This is a genomic window from Plantactinospora sp. B5E13 (assembly GCF_039871775.1).
Lineage (GTDB): Bacteria > Actinomycetota > Actinomycetes > Mycobacteriales > Micromonosporaceae > Plantactinospora.
Genome location: NZ_JBDPLT010000026.1, coordinates 22,140 through 37,885 on the forward strand (window position 1 = coordinate 22,140; position 15,746 = coordinate 37,885).

The following is a 15,746-nucleotide window of genomic DNA, read 5'->3' on the forward strand; positions in this document are numbered from 1 at the left end:
GGCGGGACTACCGCCGGAGGGTCTGGTAGAAGCGCTGGCACTCGGCGTAGTCGGGCAGCAGGCCGGCGTCGCGCAGGTCCGCCAGGGTCGGGGCGTCCGCGTCCCGGGTGGAGAGGATCGGCGTGACGTCGTCCGGCCAGGTCAGCGCCAGTTCCGGATCGTGGACGCTGACCACCCGCTCCCGGGTCGGGGCGTACCGGGCCGAGCAGAGGTAGTTGACGACGCTGTCCTCCTCGATCGCGATGAACGCGTGGCCCAATCCCTCCGACAGGTAGACGGCACGGTGGTCGACGGTGTCCAGGCGGGTCACCTCGTGCCGGCCGAAGGTCGGTGAGCCGACCCGCAGGTCGACCACCACGTCCAGCACCGCGCCGCGCGGACAGGAGACGTACTTGGCCTGCCCGACCGGTACGTCTGCCCAGTGCACCCCCCGGATCACACCTCGCCGGGAGACGCTCTGGTTGACCTGCGCGACGGTCAGCTCGAAGCCGAGCGCGTCGGCGAAGACCGCCGCGTCGTAGCAGATCTGGAGACTTCCCCGCTCGTCCGGGAACGACTGTGGCAGGAACTCCCACGCACCGGGAATGGACAGCTCGGTGGCCTTCACACGCACCTCTTGAGAGTCACGGGGGTGGTCTCCGGCATGTCGGGGTAACCGCACGATACCTGCTGGACAACGCAGAGTGGCCGGTCGGAAAGCTGACTGGTGTCAGGCTGTCAACAAGCGGGTACCGGGTGGTATCGGGAAGAGCCGGGGTGGACCCCGGGTGGTTCGGAGGCGACGGTGGCTGAGGTCAAGGTCCGCGACGTGATGACCAGAGAGGTGATCTACCTGCCCGCGGCGACCCCGCTGGACGAGGCGGCCAGCGCGATGCGGGACGCCGACATCGGGGACGTGGTGGTGACCGAAGGGCCGACCCTGCTCGGCATGGTCACCGACCGGGACATCGTGGTCCGGGCGGTGGCCGAGGGACGGGATGCCCGGCAGACCACTCTCGGCTCGATCGCCACCCGGGAGATCGTGATGATCGAGCAGAGTTCCAGCGCCGCCGACGCCGCCGCCCTGATGCGGGAACGTTCCGTACGCCGGATCCTGGTCTGTGACAGCGACCGCGAACTCGTCGGCATCGTCTCCCTCGGCGACCTGGCGATGCGCCTCGACCCCGCATCGTCGCTCAGCGACATCAGCGAGGCCAGCCCCACAGCCTGACCCCGGTCACCTCGGTAGCCTGGGGGCATGTCGTCGCAGTCCACGCCCGAGTCGATGCCCCCGAAACTGGCCGAGATCGTGGCGGAGTTCGCCACCGCTCCCCGGGACGTGGTGCTGGAGATGCTGCTGGAGTTCTCCGACGCGGTGCCGCCGCTGCCCGCGCACCTGGCCGACCGGGCCGGCATGGAGCAGGTGCCGGAGTGTCAGACCGCGTTTTTCCTCCGTGCCGAGGTGGCCGTCGACCGGACCGTCACCACCTGGTTCGACTGCCCGCCGGAGGCTCCGACGACCCGGGCCTTCGCCGGCATCCTGGCCGAGGGGCTGGCCGGGGCGAGCGCCGACCAGGTACTGGCCGTACCGGACGACCTCTACCAGCGGATGGGGCTCGCCCAGGCGATCAGCCCACTGCGGGTACGCGGCGGCAACGCCATCCTGGCCCGGTTGAAGCGGCAGGTACGGGAACAGATCGACTGACCGTCGGGTTGTGCCGTTCCGTGGAGATCGAGATCTACGCGGACGTGGTCTGCCCCTGGTGTTACATCGGTACGCGTCGGTTGACCGAGGCGCTGGAGTCGTTCGACGGCGAGGTCAGTGTCCGGTACCGGCCGTTCCAGCTTGATCCGTCCCCGGTGCCCGAGCCCCGGCCGACGCTGGCGATGCTGGCCGAGAAGTTCGGCGGGCCGGACCGGGCCCGGCAGATCACCGAGCACACCGCGTCGGTGGCCGCCGGCGCCGGCCTGGAGCTGCGCTTCGACCGCGCGGTGACGGCCAACACGTTCGACGCGCACCGCCTCGTCTGGTTCGCGCAACAGCGCGCCGACTCCGCCGCCGCCCAGGGCGCCGGCTCGGTCGAACCGCAGGCCGGCCCGGCCGAGCTGCTGGAGGCGCTCTACCGGGCACACTTCGTCGACGGGGTCGACGTCGGATCGCGGGCGGCGCTGGCCGGGGTCGCCGCGGGTGTCGGGCTTGACGAGACCGAGGTACGTCGGTTCCTCGACTCGGCCGAGGGCGCCACCGAGGTGCGGGCCGCCCTGCGGGAGGCGCACGAACTGGGGGTGACCAGCGTGCCGATGTTCGTCCTCGCCGGCAGGTACGCCGTCGCCGGCGCCCAGGAGCCGGAGACCCTGCTCGCCGCCCTGCAGGAGGTACGACGCCGCGAGGCCGGCTCCTGACGTCGTCCGGGTCGCCGCCTGTCACGGGCGGCACCGGGTCCGGCGACGTTTCACGTGCAACAGTATCGACATTCATCGACACCTACGTCCGGCGGACGGTGGTCACGTCACCGCGGCGGCCGTCCGTTCGACCTCGGCGAGCATCAACCGCAGCGAGAGGCTGTGCCGGTGTGCGGGCAGCCGTTCCATCGCCTGCCGGGCGTAGCCGAGCCCGCCGGCCGCGTCCCCGGCGGCGGCCATCATCAGGCCCCGGTGCAGCTCGATGTGGGTGGCGAAGCGCGGCAGACTGGCCGGCCGGGTCCGGTCGGCGGCCTCCTGCGCGGCCAGCGCCCCCGGGTGCCCGAGCCGGGACAGCAGCATCGACTCGAAGGTGTGGAACCGCCACTGCGGCACGGCGAAGTCGGAGATCTGCTCGTCGCTGCCGACCGTGTCGAAGACCCGACGGGCGTCGTCCATCGTGGACCGGGCGGTGCCGGAGTCACCCCGGCATGCGGCGACGTGCGCCTGCGCGGTCAGCGCGTTGAGCCGGCCCAGGGTCGGCCGCTCGGAGAGCGCGACCGCCTGCCCGGCGAGCCGGGTCGCGACCGACAGGTGCGTTCCCTCGTACGCCAGGGCGAGGGCGGCCCGGCCGCGTACCCAGACCCGGGTGGCCAGGTCACCGGAGCGGTCCGCGGCGAGCGCCGCCATCTCGTACGACCGGATGGCGCCCCGGTTGCCGTCGTTGTTCGGCAGGGTCTTGCCGTGCACGGTCATCAGTCGGGCGGCCACCGCCCACAGGTGCGGGTTGTCCAGTTCCTGTTGCAGTACGACCAGGTCGGCGGCGAGTCTGCCCTGCAGTTCGGCCGCACCGAGCGACATGTAGTCCTGGCCGTAAGCCTCGGCCCGGGCCACCCAGTCGTCGACTCCGCGCCGGGGTCCCATCGCGGCGGCGAAGCCGTGCTGGACCAGCTCGGCGACGGCGGAGGGGACCACCACGGCCGCGACGAGCACCAGGGCGTTCCTACGCTGCACGCTGTCTCCCAACACGCGCTCGTAGGCCAGCACGAGATCGGGGGTGGCCGGCCGTTTACCCAGCTCGACGTTGCAGAGGTGGCTCTTGCTGTAGTTGGTCCTGGCCGCCATCTGGGTGAGCGTGACCTCGGCGTCCGTACGGGCCATCCTCAGCCTTGCCCCGACGTGATCCATCGTCTACCGCCTGTGCGCTCTGGAAAACACCTGAAAACCGCGCCTACTATCGGTAGTGCTTTGGTTACGGGAATGTGGTGATGTGGATCGCTTCCGCTCGATGTGGTGCCGGTCAATGTTCTACCGCGTCCCGATGGCAGAACGTAAGTGGACGGTCACCGTTAATCCACACCGGGCGGTCAGCTCCGCAGCTGGCGGGCACGATGTGCCACGACGTCCTCGGGCCTTCGGCGTCGGAGTGTCGTCGTGTCCGCCGCCCCTCGGGGCGCACCCCCCGACGCCCTTCCCCCGGGTCGGGTCGCGTCCCACCGGGTGCGGCGGCCGTGCCGGCGGCCGCCGCACCCCTCGTACCGTCCGACCTGGACCGCGCACACCGCCCGATGCCCCGGACCGGCCCGCCCGCTAGGTCACCGGCCGACCGCCGGGCCGCACCACCGGATCACGCACCGCCGAGCCCGCAGCCGAAATTCGCACAGCCGGATCACGCACCGCCGGACCCGCCAGCCGCACCGCCGGACCCGCCAGCCGCACGGCCCGACCCCGCAGCCGGACCGGTCTGTCCGGCCCGGCCTCCGCCGGCCCACGCGGCACCGACGGATGTGGTAGACATCGACATCCGTACCACGGACAGATCGGCGGGAGCGGTCCGGGCCCGGCCTGACGGGACGGAACGGAGAGTGGCGGATGAGCGATACGACGCTGTGCCTGCCGTGCACACTCGCCCTGCGCCCGCCGGTGACCGAGGCGCCGCACGGCTGCCCCGGTCGGCTGCAGATCGTCTCCGGCACCGGCCAGGTCAGGGTGTTGCGCTGCGGATGTCCGGTGTGCTGGCCGGAACGCTCCGCCGACCGGTCACCCGACGGGTCGGGCCAACCCCTCGACGACCTCGGCGCCGGGTAGCAGGGCCAGCGCGGGGCCGGGTAGCACGACCTTGCTGTGTCGGACCCCGGAGCCGACGACCACGTACGGAGTGTCGACCACCCGCGCGTCGACCAGGACCGGCCAGGTATCCGGCAGCCCGATCGGGGTGATCCCGCCGTACTCCATGCCGGTCAGCTCGACCGCGTCGGCCATCGGCGCGAAACTCGCCTTGCGGACGTCGAGATGCCGGCGTACCACGCCGTTGACGTCGGCCCGGGTGGTGGCGAGCACCAGACAGGCGGCGTACCGGATCGCGCCCTCCCGCTTGCCGGCCACCACCACGCAGTTCGCCGAGACGTCGAGCCCGACGTCGTACGCCGCGCAGAAGGCGGCGGTGTCGGCGAGGGTGGCGTCGATCGGCGCGACCAGCACCTGGTCGACCGGCACCGACGCGTCGGCGGGCCACCGGCCGAGGGCGGCGGTCACCGGCGCGGCGAGCAGGTCGGCCCGGCTCGCGGCCGGTTCCGTCTTCAGCGTTCCCAGCACGTCCGCCATCTTCGCACCGGCGGGGCCGACCGCCGGAAGGCGGTCAGCTGCCGGCCAGGAACGCGTTGTCCGGTACGAGGGTCCGGGCGATCAGCCGGTCCCGCTCCGGAGCCTGCTCGGCACGGATCCGCCGCAGCTCCATATCCTCGAGGGCGTGCCGGACGGCGACCCGGATCACGCCGTACAGGAAGACAAAACCGCAGACGTACATGACCGCCGCTATCGCCAGAAAGACCATGTCCGCAGGGTAGGCAGCAACCAATCAGGAAAAAGTCTCATCTCTGGTCCGGTCGCCCGGTCGGGTGCCCCGGCGACGACGTCGACCGGCAGCGTCGTACCCGGATCCGGCCGGGTCACACGGTCCGGCCGGTCACCGCGGTGGCCAACCCTCCGCCCGGCCCGCGCCGCCCTCGCGCTCCCGCAGCACCGCGGCGAAGACCTGGGCCAGCTCCGCCGCGTCCTCGCCGGCGTGATGGGTGTGCGGCAGCCCGGTCAGACCCAGCGCGTTCTTGATCTTCCCCTTGTGCGTCCTCGACCACTCGGCACCGGTCAACCCCATCCAGTACGAGCGCAGATCCACGCCCGAGCCGGTCGCCCCGAACGGGCTGTGGCCGACGAACCGGACGAAGTACCAGTGCACGAACATGCCGTCCCAGACCGCCGGGGCGGCCAGGAAAACCGGCCGACCGATCCTGCGCAGCCGGTTCACCCACCCGGCCGCGGCGGACATCGCCGCCTCGGCGGGCGGGGCCTCCCGGAGCAGCCGGTCCCGGTCCAGCCCGGAGACGGCCAGCGCGGCCGGCACGAACTCGTCGGAGATCGGCCGCAGCTCGGTGTAGAAGGTCAGCTCCGGCCGGCCGGCGACCGCCATGCCGAGCGACAGCATGCTGTACGGACCGGGGATCGGTCCGTCCGCCTCGACGTCGACCGCGACGTACAACTCGGGAAGATCAGCCATGCCGACCAGCCTGCGACGGGACACCGTCCCGGTCCACCGGGTTTCCGCCGCCGCAGCATCGAAAACCCACCGACCCGGACGTGACCGGTCGGCACGGACGTGACCGGGAGTACCTCAACATTGGTTCGGGTACTGGATAGGCTGGCCGGGTGCCCGAACTGCCGTACACCCTGACCGTCGGCCAGGTGTCCCAGCGCAGCGGGGTGGCCGTGTCGGCCCTGCACTTCTACGAGGCCAAGGGCCTGATCACCAGCACCCGGACCAGCGGGAACCAGCGCCGCTACAGCCGGGACATCCTGCGCCGGGTGGCGTTCATCCGGTTCGCCCAGCGGGTCGGGGTGCCACTGTCCGAGATCCGTACCGCCCTGGCCAGCCTGCCCGAACAGCGCACCCCGAACCGGGAGGACTGGGCGCGGCTCTCCTCGAACTGGCGCAGCCAGCTCGACGCCCGGATCACCGCCCTGCGACGGCTCCGCGACAACCTCTCCGACTGCATCGGCTGCGGCTGCCTGTCGCTGGACCGCTGCGTGCTCTCCAACCCGCAGGACATGCTGGCGGCGTCCGGGCCCGGCCCCCGCCGACTGCTCGCCGGCCTGCCGACGGGCGACGACAAGCCGACCGGGCCTGACCCCCACGCCGTCCGACCGGACCGGTTCAACCCGAGCGGTCCGGCCCGACCGGTCCAACCCGAGCGGACCGACAGCGAGCCGGACAGGCGGACCGGACGGGACCGATCGGAGGCATAACCGCCCTCCGGCCGGGTAGGCAGCGCCGACCAGAGCTCCGGGAGGGTGACTATGGGCTACCCGAGTACGGCCGGCCACCGTAGCCGCGACGCGTGGCGGAGGAGCACGCCAACCACCGGCGTCGACCGATGACACCGCCCGGGCTGCGACTGCCCGGCATCACCCTCGCCGGGGCCCTGACCCCCGGCGCCGTACCGGGCCTGGTCGCCAACGTCTCCCGTACCGCCGAGCACGTGGTGTCCCGGGCGGCCCGCGCCGCCGGGCTGACCCGCCGGGGAGTATGGTCCCGACCCGGCCGGCACCACATCGAGGTACACGGGGTCGCCCAGCCCGGTGCCGATTTGCTCGTCGCCCGGATCGAGGCGGCGTTGCAGGACCTTCCCGGGGTGCGTTGGGCCCGGGTCAACGCGCCGTCCGGCCGGGTGGTGGTGGCGGTCGGTCCGCCGGAACCCCGGCTGCGGGACCTGATCACGACGATCGCCGCCGTGGAACGCAGCGACGGGTCGGCGCTCGACCCCGACTGCCCGGAACCACATCCGCCCGAGGAGGGGCCGCGGAGCCGGCGTGCGGTGACCCGGCTCGCGGCCGACGCGGCCGGCCTCGGCCTGTCGGCGGCGGTCCGGATCATGCCGTTCACCCGGGCGCCTGCCGAACTCGCCGGCCTGGTCCGGGCGATCGACCTGCATCCGAGACTACGCTCGCTGGCCTCCCGGGGACTGCGCGGCGACCACCGGGCCGAGTCGTGGCTGCCGCTGGCCACCGTGTTCGCCCAGGGCCTGACCGGCGGCTGGGCGGGCATCGTCCTCGACGGCGCGCAGCGGATCGTCCAGTGGGGCGAGGCCCGGGCCCAGCTGGCCGCCTGGGAAAAGGCCGAACCGCTGCTCTCCGGAAGCCCCGAACGGGCCGCCGCGCCACCGCCGTACGACGAACGACCGGTGCCGAAGCCGGACGGCCCGATCGAGCGGTACCTGGCCCGGGTGCTGGAGGCGGGGACCGTCGCCGGTGCCGCCGTACTCGGACTGGCCGGCCGGAAACGGGCCGCCGCGCTGGCCCTGTCCAGCATTCCCAGCGCCGCGGTCAGCGGCCGGGAGGCGTTCGCGGCCCGACTCGGCTGGCTGCTCGCCCGGCGCGGTGTGATCGCCATGGACCGCAGCGTGCTGCGGGAACTCGAACGGCTGGACACCCTGGTCCTGGACGCGGCCGCGCTCCGCTCCGAACGGGGTGCGCTCACCGACCTCGTCCCACTCGACGGCCACGATCCGGAGGAGGTGGCGGTCCGGGCCTTCGCCCTGTTCGACCCGGAGACGCCGACGGCGCAGCGGTCCGCCGCGGGCTGGACGCTCCGCCCGCTCGACGACCTGCCACCACCCGCCGCCAACCCCGACGTCGACCGGCTGCGTGGTGACACCGACGGGACCCTGCTCGGGCTGACCCACGACGGCACGCTCGCCGCCGTGGTCCGGGTGGCCGCAGAACCCGCACCCGGCATCGACGCGCTGCCGGCCGCCGGCCGCCGGGCCGGCCTGCGGCTGCTGGTCGCCGGCACCGAAGCCGACCGGGACCGGTACGGCTTCGCCGACGGACTGCTGCCCGGCGGCCCGGAACTCGCCACCTCGATCCGGTCACTGCAACGGGACCACGCGATGGTGGCCCTGGTCTCCGCCGACCCCCGGGCACTGGCCGCCGCCGACTGCGGCCTCGGGGTGTGGCACCCCGACAATTCGCCCCCGTGGGGCGCCCACCTGCTGGTCGGCACCGACCTGACGGTCGCCGCGCTGGTGGTCGAGGCCGCCGGACTGGCGCGTACGGTGGCCCGACAGAGCATCGCGCTGGCCGGCGGCGGCTCCGCACTCGGCGCGATCGCCGCGTTCACCTCCGCCCCGGCACAGCTGCCGAACCGGTCGATGATGGCGGTCAACGCCGCCGCCGGACTCGCCCTCGGACACGGGGTCTGGCGGGCCGGCCGGCTGCCGCACCGGCGTACCAGCACCTCGGCACCACCGACCCCGTGGCACCTGATGCCGGTCGAGACGGTGCTGAACCGGCTCGACGCCGACCGGGCGGGGCTGACCACCGACCAGGTCCAGGGCCGCCGGCGCGGTACGACCACCGGTGGGACCGACACCCTGGACCTGCCCCGGGCCTTTGTCGACGAACTCGCGAACCCGCTCACCCCGGTGCTCGCCGGCGGTGCCGCCCTCTCCGCCGCGGTCGGCTCACTTGCCGACGCCGCGCTGGTCGGCGGGGTGATCGGGCTGACCGCGCTGATCGGCGCCGGGCACCGGGTCTCCACCGAACGCTCGCTGGCCGAACTCCTCTCCCGTTCGGCGGTGACCGCCCGGGTCCACCGGGACGGCACCGAACGGGTGGTCGCCGCCGACGAGCTCGTCCCCGGCGACATCGTCGCGGTCGAGCCGGGAGACGCCATCCCGGCCGACTGCCGGGTGATCGAGGCCGACGGTCTGGAGACCGACGAGTCGTCGCTGACCGGTGAATCGCTGCCGGTGTCGAAGACCAGCCAACCGGTGGTCGCCGCCGACGTCGCCGAACGACGCTCGATGATCTACGAGGGGACCACGGTGGCGGCCGGACGCGGGCTGGCCGTGGTGGTGGCCACCGGAGCCGAGACCGAGGTCGGCCGGGGCATGGCACTGGCCGGCGAGGAGGCCCCGACCAGCGGGGTCGAGGCCCGGCTCGGCCGGCTCACCAGGATGTCCGTACCGCTCGCCGCCAGCTCGGCGGTCGCGGTCGCCGGGGCGGGGCTGCTGCGCGGCGTACCGCTGGTGCAGTCGGCCGGTACCGCCGCGAACCTCGCGGTCGCCTCCGTACCGGAGGGGTTGCCGTTCCTGGTCAGCGCCGCGCAGCTGGCGGCGGCCCGGCGGCTCGCCGAGCACGGCGCGCTGGTCCGCAACCCGCGCACGATCGAGGCACTCGGCCGGGTCGACGTGCTCTGCTTCGACAAGACCGGCACCCTCACCGAGGGGCAGCTGCTGCTCGCCGGGGTCGGCGACGGCGACCGGTACGCCGAGGTCGACCAGCTCGACCGGCGACTGCGCCCGGTCCTGGCCGCGGCACTGCGCGCCACCCCGGCGGCGGACCGGCCGGAGGAGGTCAGCCAGCAGACCGACCGGGCGGTGCTGACCGGTGCCCGCAAGGCCGGGGTCGGCACCGGCACCCGGACCCACCCCTGGCACCAGACCCACGCGCTGCCGTTCGAGCCGTCCCGGGGCTACCACGCCACCGTCGGCCAGCACCGGGGCGGATACCTGCTCAGCGTGAAGGGGGCGCCGGAGACGATCCTGCCGCGCTGCACCCGTCGCCACGGCGCGCACGGCGACCGGCCGCTCGACGAGGCGGGCTGCCGGGACCTGCGGGAGACCCTGGACCGGCACGCCGGGGCCGGTCAGCGGGTGCTGGCGGTGGCCGAACGGACCCTGCCCGGCGAGACCGTCACCGAGGACGACGTCACGGAGTTGACCTTCGTCGGCTTCCTCACCCTGGCCGACGGGGTACGGGAGAGCGCGGCGCCGGCGGTCCGCCGGATCCGGCAGGCCGGGGTGCACACCATCATGATCACCGGAGACCATCCGGCGACCGCGGCGGCGATCGCCGCGACGATCAGCCCGGACGGCGGCGACCAGCGGGTGGTCACCGCAGCCGAGCTGGACCGGCTCGACGACAACGCCCTCGCCGACCGGCTGGCCCGCACGGACGTGGTCGCCCGGTGCACCCCGACCCACAAGGTACGGATCATCCGGGCGCTGCAGAAGTGCGGCCGTACGGTGGCGATGACCGGGGACGGCGCCAACGACGCACCCGCGATCCGGCTCGCCGACGTCGGGATCGCGCTCGGCCGGCGCGGCACCCCGGCCGCCCGGGCCGCCGCCGACCTGGTGGTCACCGACGACCGGCTGGAGACCATCATCGCGACCCTGGTCGAGGGGCGGGCGATGTGGTCCTCGGTCCGGCACGCGTTGAGCATCCTGGTCGGCGGCAACCTCGGCGAGATCGCCTTCAGCGTGCTCACCGCCGCACTGACCGGCCGGTCGGCGCTGAACGGCCGACAGATGCTGCTGGTCAACCTGCTCACCGACCTGGCCCCGGCGATGGCGATCGCGGTCCGGCCCCCCGAGCAGCACCGGATGTACGGGCTGTTGACGGAGGGCCCGGAGACCTCGCTCGGTGCCACCCTCAGCCGGGAGATCGCGCTGCGCGCCGGCACCACCGCGCTCGGCGCCACCACCGGCTGGACGTTGGCCCGCTACACCGGCAGCCGGCGCCGGGCCGGCACGATCGCGTTGGCTGCCCTGGTCGGCACCCAGCTCGGTCAGACCCTGTTGGACGGTGGCCTGAGTCCGAGCGTGCTGGCCTCGACCGTCGGCTCGCTGGCGGCGCTCGCGGCCGTGGTGCAGACCCCGGGGGTGAGCCAGTTCTTCGGCTGCACCCCGCTCGGGCCGGTCGGCTGGGGCATCGCCGCCGGCAGTGCGGTCAGCGCCACCCTCGCCAACACCGCGATCGGCCGGCTGGTCACCCCGTCCCCGGACGGCGGCACGGCGACCGGGGACCCGGCGGGCCAGTCCGACGACTGAGCCCACCGGGTCCGCCCACCCGCCCTGCGGTCAGACACCCCGGGGCAACACCTGGTCCACCACCACACTCCGGTCCGGCAGCTCGGTGACCCGGGCGTACGCCCCGGTCGCCTCGTAGTACCGCAGCACCAGCACCGCGCGTTGCCGCCGGGTGAGCCGGGCCAGGGCGTGCTCCAGCACGACCTGCCGGACCACGCCGTCGGCGCCGTCCCGCGTCGGCTGGCCCTCGGGTACGCCTTCGAACGGCTGCACCACCTGGCGGCGCCAGCGCCGCCAGGAGAGGATCCGCTCGTTGTACATCACCCGGCGGACGTACGCCTCCGGGTCGCCCGCCGCCGAGACCTGACGCCACCGCGCGGCGACCTTGACCAGCGCCGCCTGCAGCAGGTCCTCGGCGGCGTGGTGCCGACCGGTCAGCAGGTAGGCCACCCGGGACAGTCGGGGCAGTCTCGCCTCGACGAACTCCCGGAAGCTGACGTCGTCATCCACGTTTCCTCCCGCCGCGATTCCGTTGCCAGGTACATGCCGGGAGGGGGTCGCGGGTTGGAAGCCGGGGCGGAGAATGCCGGCGGCACGCGCCGCCGTCCCGGGTGTCCCGGTACGGCTACGCCGCATCGGCGGAGAAAGTTGCACCAGGTGACAGAGTCCACAATGACACTCCCATATCTGACTGTTTCTATTAATTGCCCTCCCAGATCAGTACTGTCATCGATGCGTGTCGGTGGCGGGGGTCACCGACGTTGCACAACGGAGGGAGACACATGCGTCGACCTGTCGCAGCCCTGGCCACCGGAATCCTGGTGGCCGCGGTACTGACACCGACCAGCGCACAGGCTCAACCGGCGACCGCTGACGAGAACGGTCCGCCCGACTGGGCGGCGGCGGCGATCGTCCGGTCCGGGGGGATCTCCACGACGAAGTCGTCCGACACCGCCCGGCGACCCGCCGGGCCCAACCCGTTCCTCGCCCTGCTGCCGGACCCCGGCGCCGCCGACCACGCCGCGTGGCGGGACTACCTGAAGGCGAAGAGCGAACAGCGCGCCACGCAGTTGGAAAAGCAGCGGGCACAGCAGCGGGCCGCGGCGGCGAATCCACTGCTCGCCGACGAGAACGAACCGGCCGGGATCCGGGGCGGCAACGACAGCCCGGCCACCGCCCAGCGGATCGCCGGCTTCGGCACCGGCAAGAAGGACAACAACCGACTCCGGATCCTCGGCCAGCTCTCCCCGGAGCAGCTCGATCCGGAGGAGATCGCACCGACGCCGGAGGACGACGGCGCGATCCCGCTGGCCGGCGAGACCGGTTTCGGCGAGACCGCCGACGCGGTCACCGTATCGGCGCAGATCGGCGACGGCCCGCACGGCAGCGCCGGCACCGGCACCGGCGACTTCGACTGGTACGAACTGACCGGCACCGCCGGCGACACCGCCACCTTCGACATCAACACGCCGACCGGTGACCTGGACTCGGTGCTGATCCTCGCCTCCGCCGACGGCGAGGCGCTGGCGTTCAACGACGACAGCGACGGGCTCGACAGCCAGCTGCGGTACACCTTCACCGAGGACGGCACCTACTACCTGCTGGTGACCGGATTCCCGGCCCTGCCCGCCGATCCGTTCGACCCGGCCAGCGGCGACGGTGCCGGCACGGAAGGGCCGTACACCCTGACCATGGACACCGCCGAGCAGGACGTGGACTTCTTCGCCGTACAGCTGCGGGTCGGCGACGTCGTCGGTGCCTCGGTCGAGGGGCAGGCCGCGCAGGTCACCGTCTACGACCCGCAGCGGCGTGAGGTACACGGCTCGGGCCAGGACGCGAGCGGCATCTACCCGCCGACCAGCCCGCTGCCCGGTGGCGGTAACGCGGTCACCGAGCATGTCGCGGACGTGGCGGGATGGCACTACGTCGGAGTCAGCGCCGGCAGCGGCAGGTACGACATCACCGTCGAGGCGTACCGGCCGGGGCTGGAGGGGCAGCGGCCGCGACAGACGATCTTCCTCGACTTCGACGGTGCCCGGCTCAACACCGCCATCTTCGGCGGTCCCGGGGTCCGCACGCTCAGCCCGCTGCAGGCCTTCCTCGGCCGGTGGGGCCTGACCAACGACGACGAGGACGCGCTGATCGACGCGATCATCGCGACGGTACGGGAGAACCTGCACCACGACATGGTCGACAGCGGGCTGAACCCGAAGTACGACCTGCGGATCCTGAACAGCCGGGACCATGCCGACCCGTTCGGCCAGGCAAACGTCAGCCGGATCATCGTCGGCGGCACGATCGAGGAGTCCGGCATTCCGACCATCGGTATCGCCCAGTACATCGACCCGGGCAACTTCGGCACCGAGGACTCGGCGCTGGTGCTGCTCGACGTGCTGAGCGAGCCGGCCGGGCCGGACACGTCGCTGAACACGTACCTGACCGGGGAGAGCGACCGGATCGCCTTCGTCGGCCGGGCGGTCGGCAACGTCACCGCCCACGAGGCCGGCCACTACCTGGGTGACTGGCACGTCGACCAGTTCAACGACCAGCCGAACATCATGGACCAGGGCGGCAACTTCCCGGTCATGTTCGCCGTCGGCCCGGACGGTGTCGGCGGCACCGCCGACGACCCGGACGTCGACTTCGGCGAGGACGTCCTCAACCCGGGTGAGGGTTTCACCGGCGTCGAGGACACCCTGAGCCGGATCGCCCTCACCGTCACGCGCTAACCACCGACCGTCATCGTCGCCCATCGGTGACCTGACCTCACGGCCGGATCTCCGGCCCTGACCCGGGAGCCCGGGCCGCCCGCCGCAGCGCGGGACGGTCCGGGCTCCCGGCGCAATCCGGCCCCCAAGGCTCACCCCGGGGTGACCGGGATCGCTGACCGGATCGGTCCGGATCCGGGCACGATGGTGCCTGACCGCAGGCGACCCGGACGGGACAGGATCGGTGACATGCAGCGAGCCCTCGTCGTCATCGACGTACAGGAATCCTTCCGGCAGCGCCCGAACTGGGCGGCCACCTCGAACCCGGAGATCGTCAAGCAGGTACGGCGGCTGACCGAAGCGTTCCGGGCCGGCGACGACTTGGTGATCTGGGTACTGCACACCGAACCCGGCACCGACGACGTCTTCGACCCGGCGCTCGGCTTCGTCCGACTGATGGACGGGCTCGACCCGGCACCCGGCGAACCGGTACTGCACAAGACCTCGCACAACGCGTTCACCACCACGAACCTGCAGCAACTGCTGACCAGCGCAGGCATCCGCGAGCTGGCGATCTGCGGGATCCGGACCGAGCAGTGCGTCGAGACCACCACCCGGCTCGCCGCCGACCTCGGCTACCAGGTGACGTTCGTGACCGATGCCACCGCGACCACCCCGATCGAGCACCGGGACGCCCCGCCCGGCCGACCGCTGGCCGAGATCCTCGCCGACCCGCGCACCCTCGGCGTCGACGAGATCATCGCCCGCACCGAGTACGCCCTCGCCGGCCGGTTCGCCACCATCCGTACCGTGGCGGAGCTGGTCGCCGGGTGACCGTCGTCGTCTTCCTGCTCGCCGCCCGGCTGCACCTGCTCGACCTGGCCGGGCCGGCGCAGACCTTCTCCACCGCGGCCGACTTCGGTGCGGACTACACGCTGCACTACGTGGGCGAGCAGGAGGAGATCGGTACGGCACAGGGCGTACCGCTGCGGGCCCGGGTCGACTGGCCCGAACTCGGCCGCGACGACCTGGTCGTGGTCCCCGGCTGTCGTACCTCCGGGCGGCCGTGGTCGCCCTCGTTCGGCACCGAGACACTGGAGCGGCTGGCCCGGCACCACGACCGGGGCGGCACGGTCGCCAGCGTCTGCTCCGGCGCGTTCGCGCTGGCCGACGCCGGACTGCTCGCCGGCCGCCGCTGCACCACCCACCACGACCTGCAGGAACGGCTGGCCCGCCGACATCCGTCCGCCACGGTCGTCCGCGACGTACTCTACGTCGAGGACCAGCGGGTGATCACGTCGGCCGGCATCGCCAGCGGCATCGACCTCAGCCTGCACCTGCTCGCGGTCCGGCACGGTCCCGGCTTCGCCGCCCGGGTGGCCCGGGAGATGGTGGTCTACGCCCGCCGCAACGGCGACGAGCGGCAGGCCAGCGCGATGCTGCGGCACCGGGGTCACCTCAGTGACGTGGTGCACCGGGTGCAGGACGTCATCGACGCCCGGTACGCCGACCGGCTCTCCCTGGCCGAACTCGCCGCCTCCGGTGGGGTCAGCCAACGGACCCTCACCCGGCTCTTCGCCGACGCGGTCGGGCTGACCCCACTGCGCTACCAGCAACTGCTCCGGGTCGAACGCGCCGAACACCTGATCGGCCACGGCACGACCGTCGAGTCGGCCGCCCGTGCGGTCGGCTTCACCGACGCCCGGATGCTGCGCCGGCTCCGCGCCCGTACCACCGCCGGGTAACCGGCGGGCGGCGGGCGACCACCGGGGTCCGGCGACGGTTACCGGAA

At 72.9% G+C, this 15,746-nt stretch carries 14 protein-coding genes and 1 pseudogene; 9 read left to right on the forward strand and 6 right to left on the reverse strand.

Annotation, left to right across the window (positions count from 1 at the left end; genetic code table 11):
• Positions 1 to 7: 7 nt before the first annotated feature.
• Positions 8 to 613, reverse strand: coding sequence for a dTDP-4-dehydrorhamnose 3,5-epimerase (rfbC, locus tag ABGB05_RS22570; RefSeq protein WP_347655456.1), 606 nt, complete (start codon positions 611 to 613; stop codon positions 8 to 10).
• A gap of 171 nt (positions 614 to 784) precedes the next feature.
• Between rfbC and ABGB05_RS22575 the strand changes: the two genes are divergently transcribed.
• Genes ABGB05_RS22575 through ABGB05_RS22585 form a run of 3 tightly spaced genes read left to right on the forward strand, consistent with a single transcriptional unit; the run spans position 785 to position 2,382 of the window.
• The gene (locus tag ABGB05_RS22575) at positions 785 to 1,210 is read left to right on the forward strand and encodes a CBS domain-containing protein (RefSeq protein WP_347655457.1); all 426 of its coding nucleotides are present in this window, start codon (positions 785 to 787) and stop codon (positions 1,208 to 1,210) included.
• A gap of 27 nt (positions 1,211 to 1,237) precedes the next feature.
• Positions 1,238 to 1,684, forward strand: a complete 447-nt coding sequence (locus ABGB05_RS22580; protein WP_347655458.1) for a SufE family protein — start codon at positions 1,238 to 1,240, stop codon at positions 1,682 to 1,684.
• 20 nt (positions 1,685 to 1,704) lie between these two features.
• On the forward strand, positions 1,705 to 2,382 hold the full coding sequence (locus ABGB05_RS22585; protein ID WP_347655459.1) for a DsbA family oxidoreductase: 678 nt from the start codon (positions 1,705 to 1,707) through the stop codon (positions 2,380 to 2,382).
• A gap of 102 nt (positions 2,383 to 2,484) precedes the next feature.
• On the opposite strand, the gene ABGB05_RS22590 is transcribed toward ABGB05_RS22585, so the two are convergent.
• Positions 2,485 to 3,567 carry a helix-turn-helix transcriptional regulator gene (locus tag ABGB05_RS22590; RefSeq protein ID WP_347655460.1) on the reverse strand — a complete coding sequence of 361 codons (1,083 nt, stop codon included), beginning with the start codon at positions 3,565 to 3,567 and terminating at the stop codon, positions 2,485 to 2,487.
• Between the two features lie 684 nt (positions 3,568 to 4,251).
• Between ABGB05_RS22590 and ABGB05_RS22595 the strand changes: the two genes are divergently transcribed.
• Complete coding sequence (locus tag ABGB05_RS22595; RefSeq protein WP_347655461.1) at positions 4,252 to 4,467, forward strand: hypothetical protein; 216 nt, start codon at positions 4,252 to 4,254, stop codon at positions 4,465 to 4,467.
• On the opposite strand, the gene ABGB05_RS22600 is transcribed toward ABGB05_RS22595, so the two are convergent.
• From ABGB05_RS22600 to ABGB05_RS22610, 3 genes are all read right to left on the reverse strand, one after another.
• Positions 4,420 to 4,983 (reverse strand): YbaK/EbsC family protein, encoded by a 564-nt coding sequence (locus ABGB05_RS22600; protein WP_347655462.1) that lies wholly within the window; start codon positions 4,981 to 4,983, stop codon positions 4,420 to 4,422. The genes ABGB05_RS22595 and ABGB05_RS22600 overlap by 48 nt on opposite strands.
• Positions 4,984 to 5,017: 34 nt before the next feature.
• On the reverse strand, positions 5,018 to 5,212 hold the full coding sequence (locus ABGB05_RS22605; RefSeq protein WP_347655463.1) for a hypothetical protein: 195 nt from the start codon (positions 5,210 to 5,212) through the stop codon (positions 5,018 to 5,020).
• Positions 5,213 to 5,344: 132 nt separating this feature from the next.
• Positions 5,345 to 5,932: an exonuclease gene (locus tag ABGB05_RS22610; RefSeq protein ID WP_347655464.1), complete on the reverse strand. Its 588-nt coding sequence runs from the start codon at positions 5,930 to 5,932 to the stop codon at positions 5,345 to 5,347.
• Positions 5,933 to 6,081: 149 nt separating this feature from the next.
• Here ABGB05_RS22610 and soxR point away from each other — a divergent pair.
• Both soxR and ABGB05_RS22620 read left to right on the forward strand, forming a co-directional pair.
• Positions 6,082 to 6,516 (forward strand): annotated as a pseudogene (soxR, locus tag ABGB05_RS22615) (redox-sensitive transcriptional activator SoxR); the annotation flags it as partial.
• Between the two features lie 290 nt (positions 6,517 to 6,806).
• A complete protein-coding gene (locus tag ABGB05_RS22620) occupies positions 6,807 to 11,267 on the forward strand; it encodes a cation-translocating P-type ATPase (RefSeq protein WP_347655515.1) in 4,461 nt (1,486 codons plus the stop codon).
• 30 nt (positions 11,268 to 11,297) lie between these two features.
• On the opposite strand, the gene ABGB05_RS22625 is transcribed toward ABGB05_RS22620, so the two are convergent.
• A complete protein-coding gene (locus ABGB05_RS22625; protein ID WP_347655465.1) occupies positions 11,298 to 11,756 on the reverse strand; it encodes a sigma-70 family RNA polymerase sigma factor in 459 nt (152 codons plus the stop codon).
• Between the two features lie 272 nt (positions 11,757 to 12,028).
• Here ABGB05_RS22625 and ABGB05_RS22630 point away from each other — a divergent pair, with 272 nt between their 5' ends.
• From ABGB05_RS22630 to ABGB05_RS22640, 3 genes are all read left to right on the forward strand, one after another.
• The gene (locus ABGB05_RS22630; RefSeq protein WP_347655466.1) at positions 12,029 to 13,975 is read left to right on the forward strand and encodes a PPC domain-containing protein; all 1,947 of its coding nucleotides are present in this window, start codon (positions 12,029 to 12,031) and stop codon (positions 13,973 to 13,975) included.
• A 228-nt stretch (positions 13,976 to 14,203) separates the two neighbouring features.
• Positions 14,204 to 14,788 (forward strand): isochorismatase family protein, encoded by a 585-nt coding sequence (locus ABGB05_RS22635; RefSeq protein ID WP_347655467.1) that lies wholly within the window; start codon positions 14,204 to 14,206, stop codon positions 14,786 to 14,788.
• Positions 14,785 to 15,699 (forward strand): DJ-1/PfpI family protein, encoded by a 915-nt coding sequence (locus tag ABGB05_RS22640; RefSeq protein WP_347655468.1) that lies wholly within the window; start codon positions 14,785 to 14,787, stop codon positions 15,697 to 15,699. The genes ABGB05_RS22635 and ABGB05_RS22640 overlap by 4 nt, the downstream gene beginning before the upstream one ends.
• Positions 15,700 to 15,746 lie beyond the last annotated feature (47 nt).

Coding starts and splice junctions, on each gene's coding strand:
- ABGB05_RS22620 (WP_347655515.1), top strand. CDS start 6,807: ATGACACCGCCCGGGCTGCGACTGCCCGGCATCACCCTCGCCGGGGCC.
- ABGB05_RS22635 (WP_347655467.1), top strand. CDS start 14,204: ATGCAGCGAGCCCTCGTCGTCATCGACGTACAGGAATCCTTCCGGCAG.
- ABGB05_RS22590 (WP_347655460.1), bottom strand. CDS start 3,567: ATGGATCACGTCGGGGCAAGGCTGAGGATGGCCCGTACGGACGCCGAG.
- ABGB05_RS22580 (WP_347655458.1), top strand. CDS start 1,238: ATGTCGTCGCAGTCCACGCCCGAGTCGATGCCCCCGAAACTGGCCGAG.
- ABGB05_RS22630 (WP_347655466.1), top strand. CDS start 12,029: ATGCGTCGACCTGTCGCAGCCCTGGCCACCGGAATCCTGGTGGCCGCG.
- ABGB05_RS22605 (WP_347655463.1), bottom strand. CDS start 5,212: ATGGTCTTTCTGGCGATAGCGGCGGTCATGTACGTCTGCGGTTTTGTC.
- ABGB05_RS22600 (WP_347655462.1), bottom strand. CDS start 4,983: ATGGCGGACGTGCTGGGAACGCTGAAGACGGAACCGGCCGCGAGCCGG.
- ABGB05_RS22595 (WP_347655461.1), top strand. CDS start 4,252: ATGAGCGATACGACGCTGTGCCTGCCGTGCACACTCGCCCTGCGCCCG.
- ABGB05_RS22610 (WP_347655464.1), bottom strand. CDS start 5,932: ATGGCTGATCTTCCCGAGTTGTACGTCGCGGTCGACGTCGAGGCGGAC.